At 59.9% G+C, this 20,679-nt stretch carries 25 protein-coding genes and 1 pseudogene; 13 read left to right on the top strand and 13 right to left on the bottom strand.

The genetic code is table 11. The features are described 5' to 3' along the window. Positions 1-5 precede the first annotated feature (5 nt). Both cysQ and queD read right to left on the bottom strand, forming a co-directional pair. Positions 6-794, bottom strand: a complete 789-nt coding sequence (gene cysQ / locus J2T60_RS12890) for a 3'(2'),5'-bisphosphate nucleotidase CysQ (protein WP_253451125.1) — start codon at positions 792-794, stop codon at positions 6-8. 66 nt (positions 795-860) lie between these two features. Next, entirely contained in the window at positions 861-1,223 is a 363-nt protein-coding gene (queD, locus tag J2T60_RS12885) for a 6-carboxytetrahydropterin synthase QueD (protein ID WP_445376066.1), read from the bottom strand. A 139-nt stretch (positions 1,224-1,362) separates the two neighbouring features. Here queD and J2T60_RS12880 point away from each other — a divergent pair, with 139 nt between their 5' ends. The 4 genes from J2T60_RS12880 (at position 1,363) to rpmG (ending at position 3,101) form a co-directional block, all read left to right on the top strand. Beyond that, positions 1,363-2,217: a PHP domain-containing protein gene (locus J2T60_RS12880; protein WP_253451118.1), complete on the top strand. Its 855-nt coding sequence runs from the start codon at positions 1,363-1,365 to the stop codon at positions 2,215-2,217. Continuing rightward, the gene (locus tag J2T60_RS12875) at positions 2,207-2,416 is read left to right on the top strand and encodes a DUF465 domain-containing protein (RefSeq protein WP_445376064.1); all 210 of its coding nucleotides are present in this window, start codon (positions 2,207-2,209) and stop codon (positions 2,414-2,416) included. The genes J2T60_RS12880 and J2T60_RS12875 overlap by 11 nt, the downstream gene beginning before the upstream one ends. 282 nt (positions 2,417-2,698) lie before the next feature. After that, the gene (gene rpmB, locus J2T60_RS12870) at positions 2,699-2,935 is read left to right on the top strand and encodes a 50S ribosomal protein L28 (RefSeq protein WP_253451115.1); all 237 of its coding nucleotides are present in this window, start codon (positions 2,699-2,701) and stop codon (positions 2,933-2,935) included. Positions 2,936-2,945: 10 nt separating this feature from the next. Beyond that, entirely contained in the window at positions 2,946-3,101 is a 156-nt protein-coding gene (rpmG, locus tag J2T60_RS12865; RefSeq protein WP_253451112.1) for a 50S ribosomal protein L33, read from the top strand. 91 nt (positions 3,102-3,192) lie between these two features. On the opposite strand, the gene J2T60_RS12860 is transcribed toward rpmG, so the two are convergent. Together J2T60_RS12860 and J2T60_RS12855 are read right to left on the bottom strand one after the other, a co-directional pair. Beyond that, the gene (locus J2T60_RS12860) at positions 3,193-3,681 is read right to left on the bottom strand and encodes a DUF192 domain-containing protein (RefSeq protein WP_253451109.1); all 489 of its coding nucleotides are present in this window, start codon (positions 3,679-3,681) and stop codon (positions 3,193-3,195) included. Positions 3,682-3,758: 77 nt separating this feature from the next. Next, positions 3,759-4,412, bottom strand: coding sequence for a hypothetical protein (locus J2T60_RS12855; RefSeq protein ID WP_253451106.1), 654 nt, complete (start codon positions 4,410-4,412; stop codon positions 3,759-3,761). 123 nt (positions 4,413-4,535) lie between these two features. On the opposite strand from J2T60_RS12855, the gene J2T60_RS12850 reads away from it, so the two are divergent. Then, positions 4,536-5,156: a DedA family protein gene (locus J2T60_RS12850; protein ID WP_253451103.1), complete on the top strand. Its 621-nt coding sequence runs from the start codon at positions 4,536-4,538 to the stop codon at positions 5,154-5,156. A gap of 6 nt (positions 5,157-5,162) precedes the next feature. On the opposite strand, the gene J2T60_RS12845 is transcribed toward J2T60_RS12850, so the two are convergent. After that, positions 5,163-5,732 (bottom strand): DUF2845 domain-containing protein, encoded by a 570-nt coding sequence (locus tag J2T60_RS12845; RefSeq protein WP_253451100.1) that lies wholly within the window; start codon positions 5,730-5,732, stop codon positions 5,163-5,165. A 110-nt stretch (positions 5,733-5,842) separates the two neighbouring features. Between J2T60_RS12845 and J2T60_RS12840 the strand changes: the two genes are divergently transcribed. Next, on the top strand, positions 5,843-6,661 hold the full coding sequence (locus J2T60_RS12840; protein ID WP_253451097.1) for an alpha/beta hydrolase: 819 nt from the start codon (positions 5,843-5,845) through the stop codon (positions 6,659-6,661). Positions 6,662-6,736: 75 nt separating this feature from the next. Here the strand turns inward: J2T60_RS12840 and J2T60_RS12835 are convergent, their stop codons facing one another. Further along, positions 6,737-7,342 carry a chalcone isomerase family protein gene (locus J2T60_RS12835; RefSeq protein ID WP_253451094.1) on the bottom strand — a complete coding sequence of 202 codons (606 nt, stop codon included), beginning with the start codon at positions 7,340-7,342 and terminating at the stop codon, positions 6,737-6,739. A gap of 177 nt (positions 7,343-7,519) precedes the next feature. Between J2T60_RS12835 and J2T60_RS12830 the strand changes: the two genes are divergently transcribed. From J2T60_RS12830 to J2T60_RS12810, 5 genes and pseudogenes are all read left to right on the top strand, one after another. Beyond that, the gene (locus J2T60_RS12830) at positions 7,520-8,848 is read left to right on the top strand and encodes a pyridoxal phosphate-dependent aminotransferase (RefSeq protein WP_253451091.1); all 1,329 of its coding nucleotides are present in this window, start codon (positions 7,520-7,522) and stop codon (positions 8,846-8,848) included. Between the two features lie 64 nt (positions 8,849-8,912). Next, the gene (locus tag J2T60_RS12825) at positions 8,913-9,881 is read left to right on the top strand and encodes a PhoH family protein (protein WP_253451088.1); all 969 of its coding nucleotides are present in this window, start codon (positions 8,913-8,915) and stop codon (positions 9,879-9,881) included. Further along, positions 9,878-10,420 (top strand): rRNA maturation RNase YbeY, encoded by a 543-nt coding sequence (gene ybeY, locus J2T60_RS12820; RefSeq protein WP_253451084.1) that lies wholly within the window; start codon positions 9,878-9,880, stop codon positions 10,418-10,420. The genes J2T60_RS12825 and ybeY overlap by 4 nt, the downstream gene beginning before the upstream one ends. Before the next feature lie 60 nt (positions 10,421-10,480). After that, positions 10,481-11,368: a CorC family transporter gene (locus J2T60_RS12815; protein ID WP_253451081.1), complete on the top strand. Its 888-nt coding sequence runs from the start codon at positions 10,481-10,483 to the stop codon at positions 11,366-11,368. Positions 11,369-11,499: 131 nt separating this feature from the next. Continuing rightward, positions 11,500-11,703, top strand: a pseudogene (locus tag J2T60_RS12810) (type II toxin-antitoxin system Phd/YefM family antitoxin); the annotation flags it as partial. Positions 11,704-11,816: 113 nt separating this feature from the next. Here the strand turns inward: J2T60_RS12810 and J2T60_RS12805 are convergent. From J2T60_RS12805 to J2T60_RS12795, 3 genes are all read right to left on the bottom strand, one after another. Next, on the bottom strand, positions 11,817-12,689 hold the full coding sequence (locus J2T60_RS12805; protein WP_253451078.1) for a sensor domain-containing diguanylate cyclase: 873 nt from the start codon (positions 12,687-12,689) through the stop codon (positions 11,817-11,819). After that, on the bottom strand, positions 12,689-13,345 hold the full coding sequence (locus J2T60_RS12800) for an NADPH-dependent FMN reductase (protein WP_253451076.1): 657 nt from the start codon (positions 13,343-13,345) through the stop codon (positions 12,689-12,691). Before J2T60_RS12800 ends, J2T60_RS12805 begins: the two co-directional genes overlap by 1 nt. Positions 13,346-13,430: 85 nt before the next feature. Next, a complete protein-coding gene (locus tag J2T60_RS12795; protein WP_253451073.1) occupies positions 13,431-13,973 on the bottom strand; it encodes a class IV adenylate cyclase in 543 nt (180 codons plus the stop codon). Between the two features lie 268 nt (positions 13,974-14,241). On the opposite strand from J2T60_RS12795, the gene J2T60_RS12790 reads away from it, so the two are divergent. Continuing rightward, a complete protein-coding gene (locus tag J2T60_RS12790; protein ID WP_253451070.1) occupies positions 14,242-15,375 on the top strand; it encodes an ion transporter in 1,134 nt (377 codons plus the stop codon). Positions 15,376-15,398: 23 nt separating this feature from the next. Here the strand turns inward: J2T60_RS12790 and J2T60_RS12785 are convergent, their stop codons facing one another. Then, the gene (locus J2T60_RS12785; RefSeq protein ID WP_253451067.1) at positions 15,399-16,481 is read right to left on the bottom strand and encodes a DUF4236 domain-containing protein; all 1,083 of its coding nucleotides are present in this window, start codon (positions 16,479-16,481) and stop codon (positions 15,399-15,401) included. A gap of 897 nt (positions 16,482-17,378) precedes the next feature. On the opposite strand from J2T60_RS12785, the gene J2T60_RS12780 reads away from it, so the two are divergent. Next, positions 17,379-18,221, top strand: coding sequence for an alpha/beta hydrolase (locus J2T60_RS12780; RefSeq protein ID WP_253451065.1), 843 nt, complete (start codon positions 17,379-17,381; stop codon positions 18,219-18,221). A 14-nt stretch (positions 18,222-18,235) separates the two neighbouring features. On the opposite strand, the gene J2T60_RS12775 is transcribed toward J2T60_RS12780, so the two are convergent. From J2T60_RS12775 to J2T60_RS12765, 3 genes are all read right to left on the bottom strand, one after another. Further along, on the bottom strand, positions 18,236-19,126 hold the full coding sequence (locus J2T60_RS12775) for a hypothetical protein (protein WP_253451062.1): 891 nt from the start codon (positions 19,124-19,126) through the stop codon (positions 18,236-18,238). Between the two features lie 157 nt (positions 19,127-19,283). Beyond that, on the bottom strand, positions 19,284-19,754 hold the full coding sequence (locus J2T60_RS12770; protein WP_253451059.1) for a cupin domain-containing protein: 471 nt from the start codon (positions 19,752-19,754) through the stop codon (positions 19,284-19,286). 125 nt (positions 19,755-19,879) lie between these two features. Beyond that, positions 19,880-20,608 carry an alpha/beta hydrolase gene (locus J2T60_RS12765; protein ID WP_301288479.1) on the bottom strand — a complete coding sequence of 243 codons (729 nt, stop codon included), beginning with the start codon at positions 20,606-20,608 and terminating at the stop codon, positions 19,880-19,882. Positions 20,609-20,679 lie beyond the last annotated feature (71 nt).

Here is a 20,679-nt window from a genome sequence, read left to right as displayed (position 1 = left end):
GGCGGCTAGAGGTATTGGGTCCAGTCGGTCTTGGGGTCGCCGCTGGCCAGGAAACTGCCATTGAGCAGATCGGCCTTCTGGTTATAGCGAAAAGGCCGCCCTTCCAGATCCGTCACCTGACCCCCGGCCGCTTCCAGCACCGCCTGGGCGGCGGCGGTGTCCCATTCCGAAGTGGGCCCGAAACGCGGATACAGATCCGCCGCCCCTTCCGCCACCCGGCAGAACTTCAGGGAGCTGCCCGCCGCAAGGCGCTCGCAGTGGCCGATTCGTTCCATCATCCGTTCCACCTGCTCGCTGCCATGGGAGCGACTGGCGATCAGACGTGGCGGCGTGGCGGCGGGCCGCCGGGACTGAATGGCCTGAGGCGCCGCGTCCCCGTCCTGGCGGAAGGCCCCCACCCCGGCGCAGCCGAGATAGGTAATCCCCTTGACCGGCACATGCACCACCCCCACGGTCGCCTGCCCCTCATTGACCAGGGCGATATTGACGGTGAACTCGCCATTGCGCTTGATGAATTCCTTGGTCCCGTCCAGGGGATCCACCAGCCAATAGCTCTGCCAGCGGCGGCGATCCTCCCAGGTAATATCGGCGGCTTCCTCGGACAGGATGGGCAGCCCCGGGGTCAATTCGGCCAAGCCCTCGACAATCACATGGTGGGCGGCCATATCGGCCTTGGTCACCGGGCTGTCATCGTCTTTGACCTCCACCTCGAAATCCGTTTGGTAGACATCGAGAATGGCATCACCGGCCCGCCGTGCGATGGCGGCGATGGGCTCCAGGAAATCCTGATTCATACCTGATCCTTACTGAAAACGGCGTCGAAAAAAGAAGAGCTTGCGAAGGCGGCATCCCGCCGGGGCCTAGCGATTCGGCCCGCGATAGATACACCCGGCGGTGCAGGTCTCGGCCACCCCCACCCCCGACAGGCCGGGCAGCTCGGGTTCCAGCCGTTCCCAGATCCAAAGCGCAACGTTCTCGCTGGTGGGGTTTTCCAGGCCGGGTATCTCGTTCAGATAGTGATGATCCAGCTGTCGATACAGCGGCTCGAAGGCGGCCTTGATGTCGGCAAAATCCATCACCCAGCCGCTGTGCTCGCCCGGCTCGCCGCTGACATAGATATCAATCCGGAAGGAATGACCATGCAGGCGGGCGCATTTATGGCCCTCTGGCACATTGGGCAAGCGGTGGGCGGCTTCCACCCAAAAGGTCTTGTGAATCTCAATGGCCATGGGGCCTCCCGAATACAGCGGCGCTAAGCTAGCCCCCCATTATACCTGGACTCGTCGCCGTTACGGGCTGATATGATGGCGGATCACCCAAGCCGGTCGTTGCCAAGGCGGCGGCCAAGCAAACCGAGCAACCATGTTCAGCGATCTGGATCTACATACCCACAGCACGGCCTCCGACGGGCGCCTCAGCCCCGGCGAACTGGTGGCCCTGGCCGACCAGGCCGGCGTTCGCCGCCTGGCCCTGACCGACCACGACACCGTGGCCGGCCTGGCCGAGGCCGAGCGGGCGGCCGCCGAACACGAGATGACCCTGATCCCGGGGGTGGAGATCTCCGCCCAGTGGTCCCGGCAGGAGATCCATGTGGTGGGTTTGTGGATCGACCCCCGGCACCCGGCCCTGGAACAGGCTCTGGCCGAGCAGGCCGAACGCCGCAATCACCGGGCCGAGCGGATTGCGCGCAAACTGGCCCAGCGGGGCATCGACGGTGCCCTGGCCGGGGCCCAGGCCCTGGCCGATGGCGGCTCCGTGACCCGGGCCCACTTCGCCCGCTGGCTGGTGGACGCCGGCCACGTCAAGGATTTCCCCCAGGCCTTTCGCCGCTATCTCGGCAAGGGCAAGCCGGCCGCCGTGGGCATGGACTGGCCCGAGCTGGACACGGTGGTGGGCTGGATTCGGGCCGCCGGTGGCTTGGCCGTGCTGGCCCATCCGTTAAAATACCGCCTCACCGCCACCCGCCTGCGGGCGCTGCTGGCGGATTTCTCGGCCATGGGCGGGCTGGGCATGGAAGTGCGCTCCGGCGGCGAGGACGCCGAACGCCTGCGCCACTGCCTGGCCCGGGCCGAGGACTATGAACTGCTGGCCTCCATGGGCTCGGACTTCCATGCGCCCACGGACTGGCAACCCAGCCCCGGGCGGCTGCCCGTCCTGCCCGAGGGCACCCGAACCGTTTGGGACTATGCTGCCAGGGAGCTTCCCCGTGCTGGATGACGCCCAGATCGAAGAAATCAAATCACAAGTCGAGACCCTTGCCATGGAACACCGGGATCTGGACGACGCCATCCAGGCCCTGCAGGAAAGCGCCTCGGTGGATCACTTGAAGCTGCGGCGTTTGAAAAAGCGCAAGCTCCAGCTCAAGGACACCATTCAGCGACTGCGCAGCCAGCTGATTCCGGACCTGGACGCCTGAGCCACTACCCGCACCGAGCGCAGTTCCCGCCCCAGGCATGGCCGGGGACTCGTATTCGCGTCACTGCGCATTCACGTGCGAAAACGGCAACCCTCTGTTTTTGCAGCCTTTTATCGATTGAGCACGTCATTCCCTGCGGCCATAGCCCAGTCAATCTTGCCTCGCCAGGGCCAAACTGGTATAAAGTGCGGCTTTTCCGCGTTGGGGCCTTCATTTGTGGCCTCCGCTTGAACAGCCGGGGCCGCAGCCCGGTACAGAACGTATTTCAAGAGGAACCGAATTATGTCCAGAGTCTGCCAGGTTACGGGCAAGCGGCCGGCCAGCGGGAACACTGTCTCCCACGCCAATAACAAGCGGCGCCGCCGGTTCCTGCCCAATCTCCATACCCATCGTTTCTGGCTGGAAAGCGAGAAGCGCTTCGTGCGTCTGAAGGTCTCCACCAAGGGCCTGCGCATCATCGACAAGAAGGGCATTGACGAAGTCGTGGCCGACTTGCGTGCCCGCGGCGAAAAGCTCTAAGGAGGCGGCCATGCGCGAAAAGATCAAACTGGTGTCCAGCGCCAATACCGGCCACTTCTACACCACTTACAAGAACAAGCGGAACACCCCGAACAAGCTTGAATTCAAAAAGTACGATCCGGTGGTCCGCAAGCACGTGATGTACAAGGAAGCCAAGCTCAAGTAAGTCGGCTTTCACATTGGCTAAAGGCCCGTCCAGGTACTGCCTGGGCGGGTTTTTTTATACCTTGAAAATTTGTGCCTGCAGAAAACCCGGTCTAACGGGCGGTGGAGAGCGGGGGCAGTTCCTGAACGAGATCGCCCGCGGTGATGTCATGGGCGTCGAACCAGCCCTGATTCATTTCCAGAGCATAGGGAACGGCGCCGGGGGCCGGATAGCTGCGGGTGGTCATGGGTTCCATGGCCTGAATGTTGATGATCACACCCACCTCATCGATGTAGGCGATATCCAGCGGAATCCGGGTATTCTTCATCCAGAAGCTGAGATCGGCGGGCCGGGGGTAGACGAATAGCATGCCTTCATCGGCGGGCAGATAATCCCGAAACATCAGACCCAGTTGACGACTGCGGGGGTTGTCGGCAATTTCCACTTCAATGGTCTGACCGCCCACCCTCAGCAGCTGGCGTTCCAGACCGCTGTCACGCTCCCCGGATTCGCCATTGCTGCCGTTGTCCTGACCAGCACAGGCCAGAGAGCCAAACAGCAAGAGAAGCACCGGAAAGATCAGGCGGCAGGACTTATACATGGACGCACTTTCCCCAGAGATCGCCGCCCGCCGAGTACCGGCGGGCGGCGATACCATTCAGGCCGTTGCTCGGCCGCTTATTCTTCCGGCGTCACCACCCACGGGGCGGGCGGTTCCTCCACCGGATCGCTCAGGTCGAAATCACCCTGGAACTCCCGGTTGAAGCGGCTCAGGCCATAGGTGAAGCGCTCGCCGGGATGAACTTCCATGTACCAGGTATTTTCGGCACTGTCCGGAATACCTTCTTCATGGAAGAGATCCTGAGAGAACTCACCCACCGGAAACTCCTGGCGATAGGCACTGCCGAAGTCATCGGTGGTACCGCCATACATGTGCAGGGCCTCGGCACTGCCATCCGGATAACGATGATCGTGCTTGAGGGTGATGCTGTCATCGCTGCGGGTCAGGATCCAGGTCCGGGAGCGATTATCACCCACATGCAGGGGGATGCGGATCTCGCTTTCGCTGCACTCACGCACATGCATGATCACATCCACATCCAGCCAACCCTCATCGGCCTCTTCGTCATACTGGACCATTTCCCCGGCATAGGCATTGCCACACAGAGCCTGCAGGCGATCCCACCATTCATCCTGGGGATTCGGCTGCTCCTCGGCCTGATCCACCATGCCGGGCTCGTCGGTTTCCGGCTCCGGAACCTCGTCGGTTTCACAGGCCGCCAACATCAAGGCGGCGACCGGTATCAGCCAATAGCTGTAATGAAGCTTCATATCTCTCTCCCAAGCAGTTTTGTGATTACTGCGTGATTGCTGCGGAATTGCGTCAGACAGATTACAATGCCCGGTCGCCTCAAGTCACGCTTGGGGCGCAGCATATTGGAGTGGGGTTGAAACATGAATGAACTGCTGGTGGCCGAACTGGGGCAATGGATGCGCACCCATTACCTGATGGCCTCCCTGCTGATATTTTTGCTGATTTTCCTCGAATCCCTGCTACTCATCGGCTGGTTCATTCCCGCCGTGGTGTTGCTGGTACTGGCCGGGGGCCTGATTGCCGTGGATGCCCTGCACGTCCTACCGGTGACCGTGGCCGCCCTGTCCGGGGCCTTTCTGGGGGCCTCGCTGAATTTCTGGCTGGGCCGGCGTTACCGGGAACGACTCACCCGCCTGTGGCCCTTTTCCCGTCGCCCGGATCTAATCAGTCGGGGCCGGCTGTTCTTTCGCCGCTACGGCAGCCGCAGCATCTTCATTGCCCGCTTCACCAAGCCCCTGCGTTCCCTGATGCCGGCAGTGGCCGGCATGGTCCGCATGTCCCCCCGGCGCTTCATGATCGCCAATATACTCTCCATCTGCGTCTGGGCACCGGGCTATCTACTGGTTGGCTTTCTGGCGGTGGGCTCGGTCTCCCTGCTACCCGAGCCGCTGCGACTGCCAGCCCTGGCCCTGGGCATCGCCCTGATCCTGCTGGGCGCGGTCTGGAACTGGCGACGCCGACGCCTGGCCGCCGGGGCCTAGCAATCCCTAGCTGCCGCGGCTACTGCTGCGCTCGATGTTGACCACCTGGCCGTTGATCAGGGTGACAATGCGCACGAAGCGATTGGAACCGAAATCATAGATCCAGTCTTCCGCGGCCTGTCCGGCCTGATAGACCCTTCCCAGACCATCTACCCGGTAACGTTTTGAGGTAACCCGCAGTTCCTTGGAACGAGGCTCGCCACAACGGGCGGCCAGCTCCAGCTGGGTCATGCCGGTTTCCAGATTGTTGGGTGAGCAACTGCCGGGGGAACTGCGAAAGCCGTGCTTGCCGGTGCGAATCTGCACCAGCCGCCCGTCCTGAAAGCGCAGAAACCGCATCAGACGGTGGGGCCCGAAGTTGTACTGCCACTCCTCCCGGGTGGGCACATGTCCGTGGCGGACGGTATAGGCGCTATGCAGGGGCACCACCACATCCGGCTCGCCGCAATGCTCGCGTACCTCGAACATGCGATCCCCCGTCTTGACCAGTTTCCCGTTGCAACGCAGGCTGGCGTCGGCATCGAGACTGAGGCCGAGCAAGCTGAACAACAACAGGCACTGGATCAGGATTCGCATGGCACACCCGGCGTGGCATGAGATCAGGGTTTACCCTAGTCTAGACCATGTTCCGACCCCGGAATTCATCCTGATCCAGGGAAAGCCAAGGCGATACGGAGAAGCACACCATGCTGCGCTGGCTAATGATCTTTGCGGTGGCCTATCTGGCGGTGCTGGCCCTGTTGTGGGTTTTCCAGAACCATCTGCTCTATCAGCCCAATATGCCCACGCGAGACCTGCAGGCCGACCCGGCTGAGCGGGGCTGGGAATACGAGGATGTGCACCTCAGCACCGGGGACGGGGTCGAGCTGCACGGCTGGTGGATTCCGGCCTCCGAGGCTCGGGCCAGCCTGATCTTTTTCCACGGAAACGCCGGCAACATCTCCCACCGCCTGGAATCCATCGCCATCTTCCGGGAACTGGGCCTGTCGGTGCTGATCATCGATTACCGGGGCTACGGGCAAAGCGAGGGCAGCCCCTCGGAAGGCGGGCTGCGCCAGGACGCGAGGGCCGCTTGGACCCACCTGCGCGAGGATCGGCAGATCCCGGCCGAAGACATCGTGCTTTTCGGCCGTTCCCTGGGCTCAGCAGTGGCTTCGGAGCTGGCCCGGGAACACCAGCCAGGGGCGGTGATTCTGGAATCCGCCTTCCGCTCAGTGCCGGAGATGGCCCAGGCCGTCTACCCCTTCTTCCCCGCCCGCTGGCTGGCCCGCATGGATTACGACAACGAGGCCTATGTGCAAGACATCCAGGCGCCGCTGCTGATGGTGCACAGCGAGGATGACGAGATCATCCCCTATGAACAGGGCCGGGCCGTCTATGAAACTGCCAATCAGCCCAAGGATTTCCTCACACTGCAGGGCGGGCACAACACGGGCTTTCTGGACAGCCGCCAGCGCTACATCCAGGGCCTGGATCAATTCCTGAGTGAGTTGGCCGGGCTGTGACGCGGGCGGGCATGAAAAAAGGGGCAGCCCGCAAGCTGCCCCTTAAGGCTTTCAATCACGCTGTGCCGGGCAGTCTTAGTCCATGCCCAGCATGCCGTCGCGCAAATCGGTATCGGCGGGGTTTTCACCCAGGAAAATCCGCAACACGGCCAGATTGAACTCGGCGCCTTCCACCACGCCTTTCTCTTCACCGTTGATGGAGACAATCGTGCCCCGCTCGGGATCGTAATCGATGTCGATCCGATCACCCTCTTGCGGCGGCTCGAAAAAATCCTTGAAGGTCTCGATTTCCTCGGCCAGGGCTTCCCGCTCCGACGCCGGGGTGTTGTCTTCAAAACCGTCTTCCAGGGCCGACTGCATGCGGCTCAAGGACACATCCCGGATAAAGTTCAGGGAAATCCGGGAGGGGCCATGGCGGCTGATGATCTCCGCCGTGCTGCTCATGGGCTCGGGCAGATACAGCGCCCCCAGGTAGTAATCGCGGAAGAAGGCGCGACGAATGCCGGTGCCGTTCAGGCCCAGGGTCTTTTCCCCGATCTCCACCTCGGCCGGCAGGGAGAAACCCTCGATTTCCACGGTACGGTCGGCTTCCCCGTGCGGCTGTGCCGACTGTTCCTCGGCCATCAAGGGGCTGGTGAAGGCCAATGCGAGAATAGCCAGCAAGGCAAGTCGCTTTTTCATCGTTCTACCTCGAATAGTAATGGGAGTGAGGGAATACAAATTCCATCATATAGACCATGTACCGCCGTGCAAGTGCATTCTGTGCGGTGTCCGACACGCGGCCCACGGGGGTTGGCATATCTGCTATAAATCTCCCTATGGAGTTCGTCATCTTTCCCCCCTCACGCAGGAGACGGCATGTCGAATGCAGCGCATGACGATATCAATCCCGAATCCCTGGAGATCAACCTCAATCTCAATGTCCGCGGTCTGAGCCAATCGGCCACCCTGGCCATCAATGAAGCCAGCCGGGAACTGGCCGCCGCCGGGAGAGAGGTCTACCGCCTGGGCCTGGGCCAATCCCCCTTTCCGGTGCCCCAGGTGGTCACTCAGGCCCTGCGCGACCATGCCCATGAAAAGGATTACCTGCCCGTCAAAGGGCTCAAGGAACTGCGCGAAACCGTGGCGGACTATCACCGCCGGGCCGAGGGGATTGATGCCGACGCCGACCGCATCCTGATCGGGCCCGGCTCCAAGGAGCTGATGTTCATCGTCCAGCTCACCTATTACGGGGACTTGGTTATCCCCACCCCCAGCTGGGTCAGCTACGCCCCCCAGGCCCATATCATCGGCCGCCAGATCCGCTGGGTGCCCACCCGGGCGGAGAACGACTGGCGCCTGATGCCGGAGGAGCTGGACCGGGTCTGTCGCAATGACCCCACACGGCCGCGCATCATCATCCTCAACTACCCCTCCAATCCCACCGGGGACACCTACACTCTGGAGGAATTGAAGGAACTGGCCGAGGTGGCCCGCAAGTACCGGGTGGTGCTGCTCTCGGACGAGATCTATGGCGAGCTGCATCACCAGGGCGAGCATGTCTCCATCGCCCGCTACTACCCGGAGGGCACCATCATCAGCTCCGGGCTCTCCAAGTGGTGCGGCGCCGGGGGCTGGCGGCTGGGCACCTTCTGCTTCCCCCGCAGCCTGCGCTGGCTGCAGGACGCCATGGCGGTGGTGGCCAGCGAGACCTTCACCTCCACCAGCTCGCCCATCCAGTTCGCCGCCATCCGCGCCTTTCAGGGCGGCCCGGAGATCGAGCAATACCTGCGCGAGTGCCGCTATATGCTCAGCCTGGTAGGCCGGCATCTCTGGCGGGCCCTGTCCGAGACCGGGCTGTCGGTGACCCCGCCCGCCGGGGGCTTTTACCTGTTTCCGGATTTCTCGCCCCTGCGCGCCCGCCTGGCCGAGCGCGGCATTCACGACAGCGAAACCCTCTGCAAGCGCCTGCTGGCCGAAAGCGGCGTGGCGCTCTTGCCGGGCCGGGCCTTTGGCCGCCCGCCCGAGGAGCTCACCACCCGTCTGGCCTACGTGGATTTCGACGGCGCCGCGGCCCTGGCCGCCGCCCCGGATCTGCTGGCCGGGCGCATCAGCGAGGCGGATTTCCTGGAACGCTATTGCGGGCGGATGCTGGGCTCGGTGACCGCCATTCGGAAATGGTTGGAAGATTCGGGCGCCGGGGATTGATATAATAGGGGCTAAGCCCAATAGTGGACACTGAACCCATTTCCCGAGAGGTCTCCGTCTGGAATTGAACGCCCAACCGCGCTCCCTCGACATCAGTCTCGAACCGGTGGACAACCGCCGCCTTGCCAATCTCTGCGGTCAGTTTGATGAGCATCTGCGCCAGGTGGAACGCCGCCTGGGGGTGGAGATCAATAACCGTGGCAATCACTTCCGGGTCATCGGCGACGAGGGCCCGGTGGATGCCGCCGGCCAGTTGCTCCGAGCCCTGTATGACAGCACCGAGGAGCATCAGCTGAGCCCGGAGGCGGTCCACCTGCGCCTGCAGGACTCCGGCCTGGAAGCCCTGGTGGACGAGCGCGAGCACCCCGGCCAGGACGTGGCCGTCCAGACCCGTCGCGGCAAGATCACCGGCCGCGGCCCGGCCCAGAAGCGCTATCTCTACGACATGCAGCGCTCGGATCTGAGCTTCGGCATCGGCCCGGCCGGCACCGGCAAGACCTATCTGGCCGTGGCCAGCGCCGTGGAGGCCCTGGATACCGATCAGGTCCGGCGCTTGATCCTGGTCCGCCCGGCGGTGGAAGCCGGCGAGCGCCTGGGCTTTCTACCCGGGGACATGGCCCAGAAGGTCGACCCCTATCTGCGGCCCATGTACGACGCCCTCTATGAAATGCTGGGTTTCGAGCGGGTCAACCGCCTGATCGAACGCCAGGTGATTGAAGTCGCGCCCCTGGCCTTCATGCGCGGGCGCACCCTGAACGAATCCTTCATCATCCTGGACGAGGCCCAGAACACCTCCGTGGAACAGATGAAGATGTTCCTCACCCGCATCGGCTTCGGCTCCCGGGCCGTGGTCACCGGGGATGTGACCCAGATCGATCTCCCCCGCAATCAGACATCGGGCCTGCGCCACGCCGTGGAAGTGCTCAAGGATGTGGAAGACGTGAGCTTTACCTTCTTCACCGCCAAGGACGTGGTCCGCCATCCCCTGGTGCAGAAGATCGTCACCGCCTACGAACGTCACACGGACCAATGAGCCATCCCGACGCCCCCGAGCCCATGGACGACGAACCTCCCCCTAGTGGCCTGAACCTGGACCTGGCGGTGGAGATCGATGCCCCGGGTCTGCCCGAGGCGCCCGACTTCCAGCACTGGGCCGAAACCGCCCTGGCCTGGGCCGATGCCGACCCGGGCCGGCCCTCGGCGGTACTCTCCGGCCAGGCCCTGGAATTGGCCCTGCGCATTGTCTCCCCGGAAGAAAGCCAGTCCCTGAACCGCCAATGGCGGGACCGGGACCGGCCCACCAATGTGCTCTCCTTCCCCGGCGACGAGCTGCCCGGCCTGCCCTGGCGGCACCTGGGGGATCTGGTCATCTGCGCCGAAGTGGTGGCCCGGGAGGCGTCCGAACAAGACAAGCTTGAACAAGCCCACTGGGCCCATATGCTGGTCCATGGCGTATTACACCTGCTGGGCTATGATCATGAAGTAAGGGATCAAGCCGAGCACATGGAAGCCCTGGAAAAACGCATTCTGGATCAACTGGGCTTCCCCGACCCCTATCAGGACGAGACCTGAGACCTGGCGGCCGGCCCCCGGCTCCGCCCCTCTGTTTTCCAACACGCGAACCCCGAGACCATGAAGGAAGATCGACAACAGGACAGTGACAACAGCAACGGCTTCAAGGGCCTGCTGGAAAAGATCGGGCAAGCCATGTCCGGCGAGCCCCGTGACCGGGTGGAACTGGTGGACGTGCTCCGCGACGCCCAGCGCCGGGAACTGTTTGATGCCGACGCCCAGGCCATGCTGGAAGGCGTGCTGCAGGTCTCGGAAATGCAGGTCCGCGACATCATGATCCCGCGCGGGCAGATGGTGGTCCTAAGCCGCGACGACAGCCTGGACGATGCCCTGAAAATGGCCATCGAATCCGGCCACAGCCGTTTTCCGGTGGTGGGCGAAAGCCGGGATGAAGTCACCGGCATCGTCCTGGCCAAGGACCTTTTGCGCTACTTCGCCGAACGCCAGGTGGGCGGCTTCAACGTGCGTGAATACATCCGCCCGGCCAGCTTCATCCCGGAAAGCAAACGCCTCAACGTCCTACTCTCGGACTTTCGCAACAGCCGCAACCACATGGCCATCGTGGTGGACGAATACGGCGGTGTCTCGGGGCTGGTAACCATTGAAGACGTGCTGGAACAGATCGTCGGCGACATCGATGATGAAACCGACACCGAAGACGAGGAAGGCGATCTCACCCGCCACTCCCCCACCCGTTTCACCATCCGCGCCCTGATGCCCGTGGCCGCTTTCAACGAGGCCCTGGACGCCGACTTCAGCGACGAGGAATTCGACACCATCGGCGGCCTGGTCACCCACGCCTTCGGCCACCTCCCCCACCGGGGCGAGACCGTCACCATGGAAGGCTTCCGCTTCCGCATCCTCCGCGCCGACAGCCGCCGCATCCACCTACTGGAAGTCCAAACCCCCAAGCCAGTGGCCGAGAAGACGGACGATGAAAACGAGTAGAAGAAGAATACGGAGCAGAACGAAGGCCCCAAGAAAGAAACTGCCCCATCCATCAGTCATAGCGAATCCTATTGATTCGCTATGACTGAGCCTCTAGTTTTAGGGAGATACCATAGATTTGAGGGGGCCCCATGGACACAGTCAGTGAAGACCAATTCAGAGATAACCTGAATGCCTTTGTAGAGCGGGTAATTGACAGCCACACCCCGCTGAAAGTGACACGATCTTCGGGAGAAGCCTTCGTGATAATGAATGCAAAAGACTGGGAGCGGGAGCAGGAAACCTTATATGTACTCCAAAACAACAGTCTAATGCGCCAATTAGAAGAATCTGCCGTTAGGTAGTCGACTCAGTGTGGCTGCTGGCCCCTCAACGTCCCAATGGGAATTCTTAGGCGGTATGGCGTAGCTTGGTTTCAGGATCGGCGCGGCCGCCGATTTCGTAGACTTCAAGGCAGTAACCCGCCGGCCGAAAGACGCCTTTTCATGCGATACATCTCATCATCCGCACGGCTTAACAGGGTATCGGCATCGGCCCCGTCAGCCGGGTAACAGGCCACGCCAATGCTGCAGCTCGGCATTGAGACCCCGGCGAAGTCCGAACCCAGGGGCTCGGCCATGACGGCAACAATCTGGTCCAACTTCTCGGCAACCGCCCTTTCCGAGTCGATCTCCGTTAACAACACCGTGAACTCATCACCGCCCATCCGAGCCACCGTATCCGTCTCCCGAATACAGCGCTCCAGCCGACGCGCAATCACGCAGAGAATCCGGTCCCCCATCGCATGGCCGTGGGTATCATTGATGTGCTTGAAATCATTCACATCCAGAAACAACAGGGCCAGTCCGTCCCCATTGCGATGCGCGGCCCGTAGGCCAGTATCCAACCGATCCGTGAACAGCAAGCGATTGGTCAGCCCCGTCAGCGGATCATGATGGGCCAGGCGGCGCAATTCCTCCTCGGCCTCACTCAGGGCCGTCATATCCCGCGCCACACCCACCCGCACGCCCTCCTCCTCGATCCAGCGGGCCGACCACAGAATATGCACCACCCCGCCATCCTTGCGGACATAGCGATTACGGAAATCCAGATGGGGCTGCCCCGACATGACCCGATCAATGGAGGCCCGCGTCTCCGCCATGTCCTCCGGGTGCATATAGCCCGTAATCAAGGTGCCAATCATCTCCTCAGCCCGATAACCGAGCAGCGACTCACAGGCATCACTCACAAAGACAATCCGATCATCCCGATCCACCACAAACACCGGATCCAGCATCAGATGGATCAGCTTCGGATAAAGCGCTTCGAGATCAACAGGCATTAAGGCGCATTCCGCTGGGAGGGGTCGTTCTTAAAGCTTTTGATCATCCCATGCGGGTCCACCGCCTCGCGATGGGAGCAGGCCGCCTTGGCCCACCAGATCAGTTGCAAGAAAGTGCGATTGAAGTATTGGGCCCACTCATCCCCATCGACCCCTTCCTGGAACCCGCCGTCTTCGGCAAAGATATCCTGGGCCTTGGGCACGTGAATCATGGCCGAGACCGGCAAACAGCCCAGCTCCGACAAAAAGGTCCGCATGGCCACCGCCGCCCGCAGGCCACCCCATTGGCCCGCCGAATAGCTCACAATCGCACTGGGCTTATAGGAGAACAATGAACTGCCAAAGTGATTCAGCAGATTCGCCAGAGCGGGACTCATGCTGTGGTTATACTCCGGGCTCACCATCACATAACCATCCGCCTGCTCAATCTTCCCCGCCAGCGCCTCCAAGTCCTCCGGTACCTTGCGCTGGTGATAGGCAAAGTGGGGCTTGAACACCCCCTCCAGGGAATAATCCAGCGGATCCACAAGCTCCAACTCAAGATCCGCATGCTCACCCAGCACCGCCATACAGGCCTCAGCAACCCGGGCCCCCAAGCGCGGTGGATTCGGCGGGCTGCTGTCCCGCACTGTGCCGAGAAAGACGAGGATTTTCATAAGGCCGACCTCAAAATAAGCGTGAGACCCCACTTTACCTCAACAGCCGCCCCGAAAACCTGACCACCCAGCTCAATCCCAATCACTAACCACTCGACTTAACCCCATCACTCCCCCCTTCCGCCTCCAGCAAGTCCACATACGCCCCGGCAATGAGATCCGACGGTTCAATACCAAGCGAGGCCATCATCCGATCCGCAATCTGGCGCCCTTCCCCTTCGGATTGCTCCGCCCGAAGCACCACCTCAAGCTCAATAAACCGCCCAAGCCCGGCCACCTCATCCAAATGAATCCGGGTTTGCCCGGCAAGAAACAGCGTCCGGCGCTTCTTAACCACCGCCCGCACTCCGAGCGAGGCCGCCAACGCCGCCTTCAAAGAATCCGGCTCACCCACCGGCGAGCGCACATAGCTTGATTCCGCAGGCTCAAGGGAATCCGGCCGCTCATACTGAATCAACTCCCCCGAGCCATCCCCAAACTCGCGAAGCTTCAGCCGCCCCAGAGCCACATGAAAGAAGGTATCCTCCTGCTCAATCAAAACACCCGGCCCATCCGCCAACCGAGCCGCCACGCTCTCCTGCGACTCAAAATCCCGAGCCCGAGCCTTGATTTCTATATTGCGTGCCACTGGTCCTTCCCTATTCCATTCTGACTAACAAAAGCCTAGCGCCGTGCTGGCAACGAAACGTCAGCCTCGCACAGGCTAGACCAATATATTGAGGCATAAATCCCACAAACTTCATTATTTTCCAGACCGAGTGCCCTCTGCAAAATCTTTGCTATGCTCATTCACAGTGATTTACGGCTGAATAATGCACTGCTCCCCGGATCAGACCAATAGAATTTAGGCCGCCACTGGACTGGAATGCCGCCACAAGAAAAGGAACTCTTGGACCATGAGCAACACTCCAGCCTCCTCCCAATCGAAACGGTCAGTCCGCCAATGGCTTGATGGCGCCTTATTTGAGCCCCGCAGCAAAGCTCAATGGATTGTCTACTGGCTAGTCGTAGCACTGATCCTGAGCTCCGTTATCGAGCTGGCCATTGTCGCTCAATACCCCGAGGCAGCGACCGAGCACATGGGCGCCCTCCGTATATTCCACTTCGGCTTGGTGGTTTTCTTCACCATCGAGATTCTTCTGCGAGTTTTTACGCGGCCTGCACCACGGGCGTATCTCTTTACCTGGCAAGGTGCGATTGACCTCGTCGCCGTGGTTCCCGGACTGCTATCCCTTTTCGTCCCAACCGTAACCATAGACAGCGCCTGGATTCGCAGCCTGCGACTGCTCCGGCTAGTCCGAAGCAGCAGCCTGCTAAAACACGTGAAGAAGGCAAAGAACGAGCATCTTGAGGTACTTGCCCGGCTCTCGCCCTTCTTTGCCGGCGGGATTGCGCTAAAGGCTGCTCTTCTATACCTGGAAGGTTTGGGACTATGGCCCCGAATTCACGGTATCGATACCATGATTACCGTGATTGGCTTCGCCATCGGTATTCTACTGTCAACTCGCCTTGCCACGGTCCACACCCGAATCTATGGATTCGACCAACAAATGGAATTATTGACAGGAAGCGTCGAGGCGGCCCGACCTCATGTTAACGACGAAAGAAATGTCCTTTCCTGGCTCGACACCATCTACCGAATAATCGCCTCAGGTGGAGAAAAGACTGGTCTCGATGAAGCAAATGACGAGTTGAGAAAGAAAGAGGGCAAGAGCATCCCAGCGCCGATTTTCAACTCCATGCACCAGTGCGCCCAATTTCTGGTTCACCGGGTCCAAACACGAACCCCTCGGGTCTATACCCGACTACTAACGCGACTAACGGTCATTTACACCATAATGGTTATAGTGGCGATCCCCGGCCTAACAGGCCTGATTTCCAGCCTCCTGGTAATCTATGTACTCGGCGGAATGACTCTCATTGTCGAATTCATGGACAAACCATTCGATCCCCACGAAGATTCACTCATCAATTCCGACATTTCAGGTTTGGAGCGCTACTTGAAGCACAATGGGTTGTCTAATAAATGACGCTTCCAGTGACCCAACCCACTTCACCCAGAAACATGCGAGAGTCTCTCTAATGCAGATTTAAAAGGCTCACCAAACCCAGTGCGAGAGAGCTGAATACGCTCGTTGAGTCCAGTAACGCTAGAGAAAGCCAAATCTTCGTACAGCGCTATTGGCAGCTGACGATTATTGTTAAACCGCTTGTCTGGACCACCTTTCTTGTTCACGTATTGCCATGTGTAATCTACGACTTTAGCATCCTTCGGTAGCGCACCATCCTCTACGAACGTAGTCGATTCTATAGATACATTGAGCTCAGAGTAACTGACCGCGCCGACACCTCCGCTCTGAAACAGCAACACTTTATCTGGGAAAAAGTACAGCGTCGTTTTGCCAACTGGAATAGCCATTACTGGCACATTCGTTTTTACGTAAGGTGGATCCTTACATTGGAGATTAGTCTGTATTCGCTCAACAGCAAAGGCCGCACCGGCATTGCGCTTTTGATCACTGACACCACCTTTGGCAGAAATATGCCATACTACGGCACATCCGGATAGACGCTCAAACGCACTATGCAGGTCCTTATAAGGACTCTCCGCATCTTCCTCCAAATCATAAAGAATAACCGTCGTCTTCCTTAGCCTGTCCACATATGCTGCCGCTACGATCAGCAATCCCGCGACGACCACATAAGGGACCCAGGCAATATCGGGGAGATCGGCAGAGTAAACGAAATAAGCTCCCACCAAAGCTACCGCGACGGCTAGAGGCCACAGCCGGATCATCTTACGCTTCCTATTCATCTCCTCAACTAACTCAGCGGACGTCGAGTCAACCACTTCTGAGGCTTCTGCACTTGAGATCTCTTGGAGATCACTCTCCTCAGCCGCCTCGACAGGCCTACGTGGAACGTTGCTGCTCTGACGCTTTGGGCCTGTACTACCTTTTTCAGGCGGCAAGGCGGCTCGATAATACAGCCCGCCGCGCCCCATATGAACATAGTTTCCTCTAGGACCACTACCGACACGGAACCCCTTGACGACAGCCGAGATGCCCACGCCGGATTTCGATAGATTGAACCGAAATAGACCGAAACGTACGGACTTGCGAAGATAAAATGCCATGCTAGCCTCCTTGGCAAAATTGTTTCCCTCGGGGGTTGGGGCACCTGCGCTCTGGTTCAGATTCACCGAGACTGAAAGCTTGCGTAACAGTTAGGCGTAACGTTCTTCTTCCCAAGCAATACATCATAGGTAACCACCGCATCGTACTTCTCTCTGGTATCAAAATATCGACAATCGATCTTATTTTCTATTTGACCCAGAACGGTAAACGCATGAATCGTATTGCCGCCAGGCGCATATACCGAGTACTCTCCCGGAACCGAGACATATAACGTCATTGGTTTTGATCCGAGGTATCCTGAGATCCCATAACCCGCTATAAATGCCAGGACAATCGCCGAAATCCACGGAACGATTCTTACCATGAATCCCCCTCACAACGAATATCTAATGGTACCTAAGTAGTGACCAGATAATCACTCTCTGAGCCCCAAGTGACTTGCTTTCGGTATAAGGCTCCTTCTATACCCACTTCAATTTATGGGCATTTTAAATCAAACATACAAGCCTCTAACTCGAGTGAGTGAAGCCCCAAATTCGTTCAATCATTCACACTCACCTTTCATATTTCCTCTAAGCCACTCAAGCGGGCGCCGCTGATCTACCATGAATGCACACGTAGGGAAATGGCCAAAATGCGGCCTGGGTGTACTGGGATTCCAGACTGTAGCTTAGCTAGGACATGATTCCGGCTTATCCTTGGCTGTGAATTTAGCGTAGTGGATGCTGAGTCGGGTTTCCAGTTATACATTCTGGCACCGAGCTATCATAATGAAAGGCTAGTTTGAGCATTAAAATCGCTCATGGTCTAATTACCTAAAATCACGGCAGCTGGTAAGAAACCCTGTACTCTGGCCTGGACATCAGGCAATCCAGTTAAATTGAGGGGGAAATTCTGTGGGTAAGCGCACTCAGCGCGGCCTGGTGGCCGTGGGTTTGATTCTATTGGCCCTTGGCGGCTGCACCACCATCACCGTGGATGAACAGCGGATGATGCCCAGCTTTGGGCTGGGGCAGACGCTGCCGGAAGACTACTTGCTGCAAGACCACCACTTCGAGCGCTCGGATGGCAGCTCGGTCTATGGCCTGTCGGCCATTGGGGATCCAGCGCAGGTCACGGTGCTCTACTACGGGGGCAATATGCAGTCCGTGGACCGGGGCATGAGTCGCGTGGTGAGTAACTTCTCCGCCATGGGCCTGAACGTCTATTACTTTGATCGCCGGGGTCAGGGTCGCAATGCCGGCTCAGCAGGCATTGATACCGCCTTCGAGGATGCCAAGGCGGTGTATGAGTACGTTCGGGCCCAGGTGGACGGGCCGTTGATCCTGCACGGCCTATCACTGGGCGGCTTTGAGGCCGCCAGCCTCAGTGCCGAGGCCGATATCGATGCCCTGGTGCTGGAAGCCACGGCCACCAATGTGGATGATTTTGTGGAACATGCCCGCCTGCCCTGGTTTGCCCGGCCCTTCATCCGTCTGGAAGTGGACGAGGCCTTACGGGGCTTCGACAACCGGGATCACCTGGCCGACTACGACGGCCCGCTCCTGCTCCTGTCCGGGGAAGATGATCGCCAGACCGCACCGGTGCTGATGGAGAAGCTCTATGAGGCCAGCCCCTCGGAGCCGCGCCGCCTGGTCCTGGTGGAAGACGCCCACCACAACAACATCATGAGCCAGTCGCAGACCCGTGAGGCCTACCGGGCCTTTCTAATGGAGATCGGGCTGCTCAGCAGCGATTAGAGGCTTACAGGGGCTTACTGACTGTAAACCCTCATCTTGTACATCATGTGGTGAATGCGGTCGCGCATGAGGCCGGCGACTTTGACGAATTCCCGCCACTCGGCGTCCGGGCAGTCATCAATGGTCGAAAGATAGTCCTGCCAGCCCGCCGCCCGCTGGCCCTTGACGCCGGCCTCGGGCCGGCAGCCTTCCGCGGGCAGGCTGTCGCCATAGACCAGCCACTGGTTGAGGAGATCGTCGAGCAGGTGGGCGAAGACGATCATGCTCTGGATGGACTCGTGCAGATAGCGAGCATCAGCATCGTAGCGCCAAGCCATCTCGCGAAACTCATCCAGCGATGCGTTGGAAAGGCGCCGGGCGTCTTCCGCCGGAATGCCCTCACCATGATCCAGGGCCTCCCCGCGCAGGTAGTCGTGTAGATCCACCTCGCGCCCCCGGGCATCACGATCCCGGATCAGGGATCGGGCCATAGCGTGATGGACCCGGTCATGCATGATCTCGGTGATCCGAACCAGCTCGTACCAGGCCGAGTCGTCTTCCGCTTCCTCCAGGGCTTGGCGATATTGCCCCCATTGGCCACCTGAAATGCGGTGGCTGAAGGCTGGGACGTGTTCGGCATCGCCCCGCTCCTCGGCCCCATGCCGGGCCATCTTGGTCATCAGCTCATGCATGTGGTTATGAAAGCTGCCGAAGGCGCGCATGGAATGGGCCCAGGAGTCGTTTTCCTGGATGTGGGTGGAGATGTAATCCCGAAAGTCGCCACCGGAGATGGAGTCCATCTGGTAGTCATCCCGGTGATCCAGAGGACTTTCCGAACCGGCCTGGAGTTCGTTGGCAGCAAAACCGCTCAAAACCAGCATCACCATGGCGGGTATGGCGGAAACAATCGGTTTGAAACGATGCATGACAATCACCTTTGGTCGCTGACCTCGTCAGACCCCCGATGACGGTCGACGGTTCCAATACGGCTGTACGGCGATAAGGAAAGGCCCCTGGCCGCGCCTCCGGGCCAGGCCGCTAAGCACTGGCCCAGAGATACGACCACGGGCAATGGATGGGCTTTCAGTTACGCGGATCGTCGTCCGGATCGATATATTCGATGCCCCAGGGGCCGGTGCCATGCAGCTGGATGACGGTTTCCCCCTCGGCATAGCCGAACATGGGGTCCCCCGGCGGCATGATGGCCACACCGCCCGGGAGCAGCTTGCGGGTGGCGTCCTTGTCGAACTCTTCCCCGTGAGCGAAGTGCAGGGTCCCCGACAGGACCGTCACACGCTCATAGGCGGGGTGGATATGGGGAAGGATGCGATAGCCATCGGCCAGCCGCAGGCGGAAGGTAAAGGGCTCCTCCGCACTCAAATCGCCCTCGATAAAGGCGATCTCCGCCCCTTCCCCCATGGAGCCCACCGGCCCCCACTCCAGCTCATCCGGGGTCATCATCATGTGGCCATCGCCCCGATAGCGGTCCTCGTCCGCCATGGCACTGGTGGCCAGCAAAAAGACACAGCAGAAAACACCAAACACCGTTCTCATAACATCCCCTCCTTTCCGACATCAGCCGAAACCAACAGGCAATCCCTAGTCTAGTCGGGAATTGGAAATTTTCATGTCAGAAAAGGGCTCACCAAAACCGCCATTCGGCAGCCGCCCACCAAGGCCTACTCCCGTCCAAAGAGCCAGAGCATGCCTTCCCGGTAGCTATTGGGGCTATCCGCCGCATGGGTGCCGCCATCGATGGTGACCGGATGAATATCCCAGGGTGCCTTCTCAGCCCCTTCCCAAGCCTTGAACCAATCCAGCGCTGCCTCCCGAAGTCGAGGGAAATCTCGGGAGCCGCTTGTCACTACCAGACCCAGGTCGTCCCTGGCCGCGGCCGCCGGCTCGGAGAAAAACCGCTCACGCCCCGGATCAAAGGAGGGATTACTGGCAATCCGGCCCCAGAACAGGTCCAGCGCCGTAAAAGCCGAATAAAGCACCATGTACCCGCCCCGACTTTGGCCGAAGAGGATGGAACGCGAGGAATCATCCCGATAACGCCCTTCCACCTCAGGCATCAGCTCAGACTCGAGAAATTCATGAAAGGCCGGCGCACCGCCCTGCCCCTCCTCAGCATCGCCCGCAGGGGCGGAGAAATCGTAACCCCGCTTGTTCACAGATGGGTCAAAGCTGCCGTAGGCAATGCCCAGCACAATCACCTCGGGCAGGTCTTCATCGTATTCCAGAAAGAGCTGATTGGCCGCCAGGATCGGGAAAAGCGAGTCCCCGTCCAGCACATATACCACCGGATACTCACCATCCCCTTCGCCGTAGGATTCGGGAAGCCTTACATAGATATGGAAACTGCGGCCGAGTGCATCCGATTCATACTTGAAGTAATCACCGCTCAGGGCAGGGAGATAGTCTAGCGGCGCATCGCCAGCCGTAACCGGCGCATTTGTAGCGAGCAGAGCGAGCGGAG

Origin of the sequence: Natronospira proteinivora, assembly GCF_024170465.1 — a bacterium.
Taxonomy (GTDB): Bacteria; Pseudomonadota; Gammaproteobacteria; order Natronospirales; family Natronospiraceae; genus Natronospira; species Natronospira proteinivora.
This window is presented reverse-complemented; position numbering and strand designations above follow the sequence as displayed.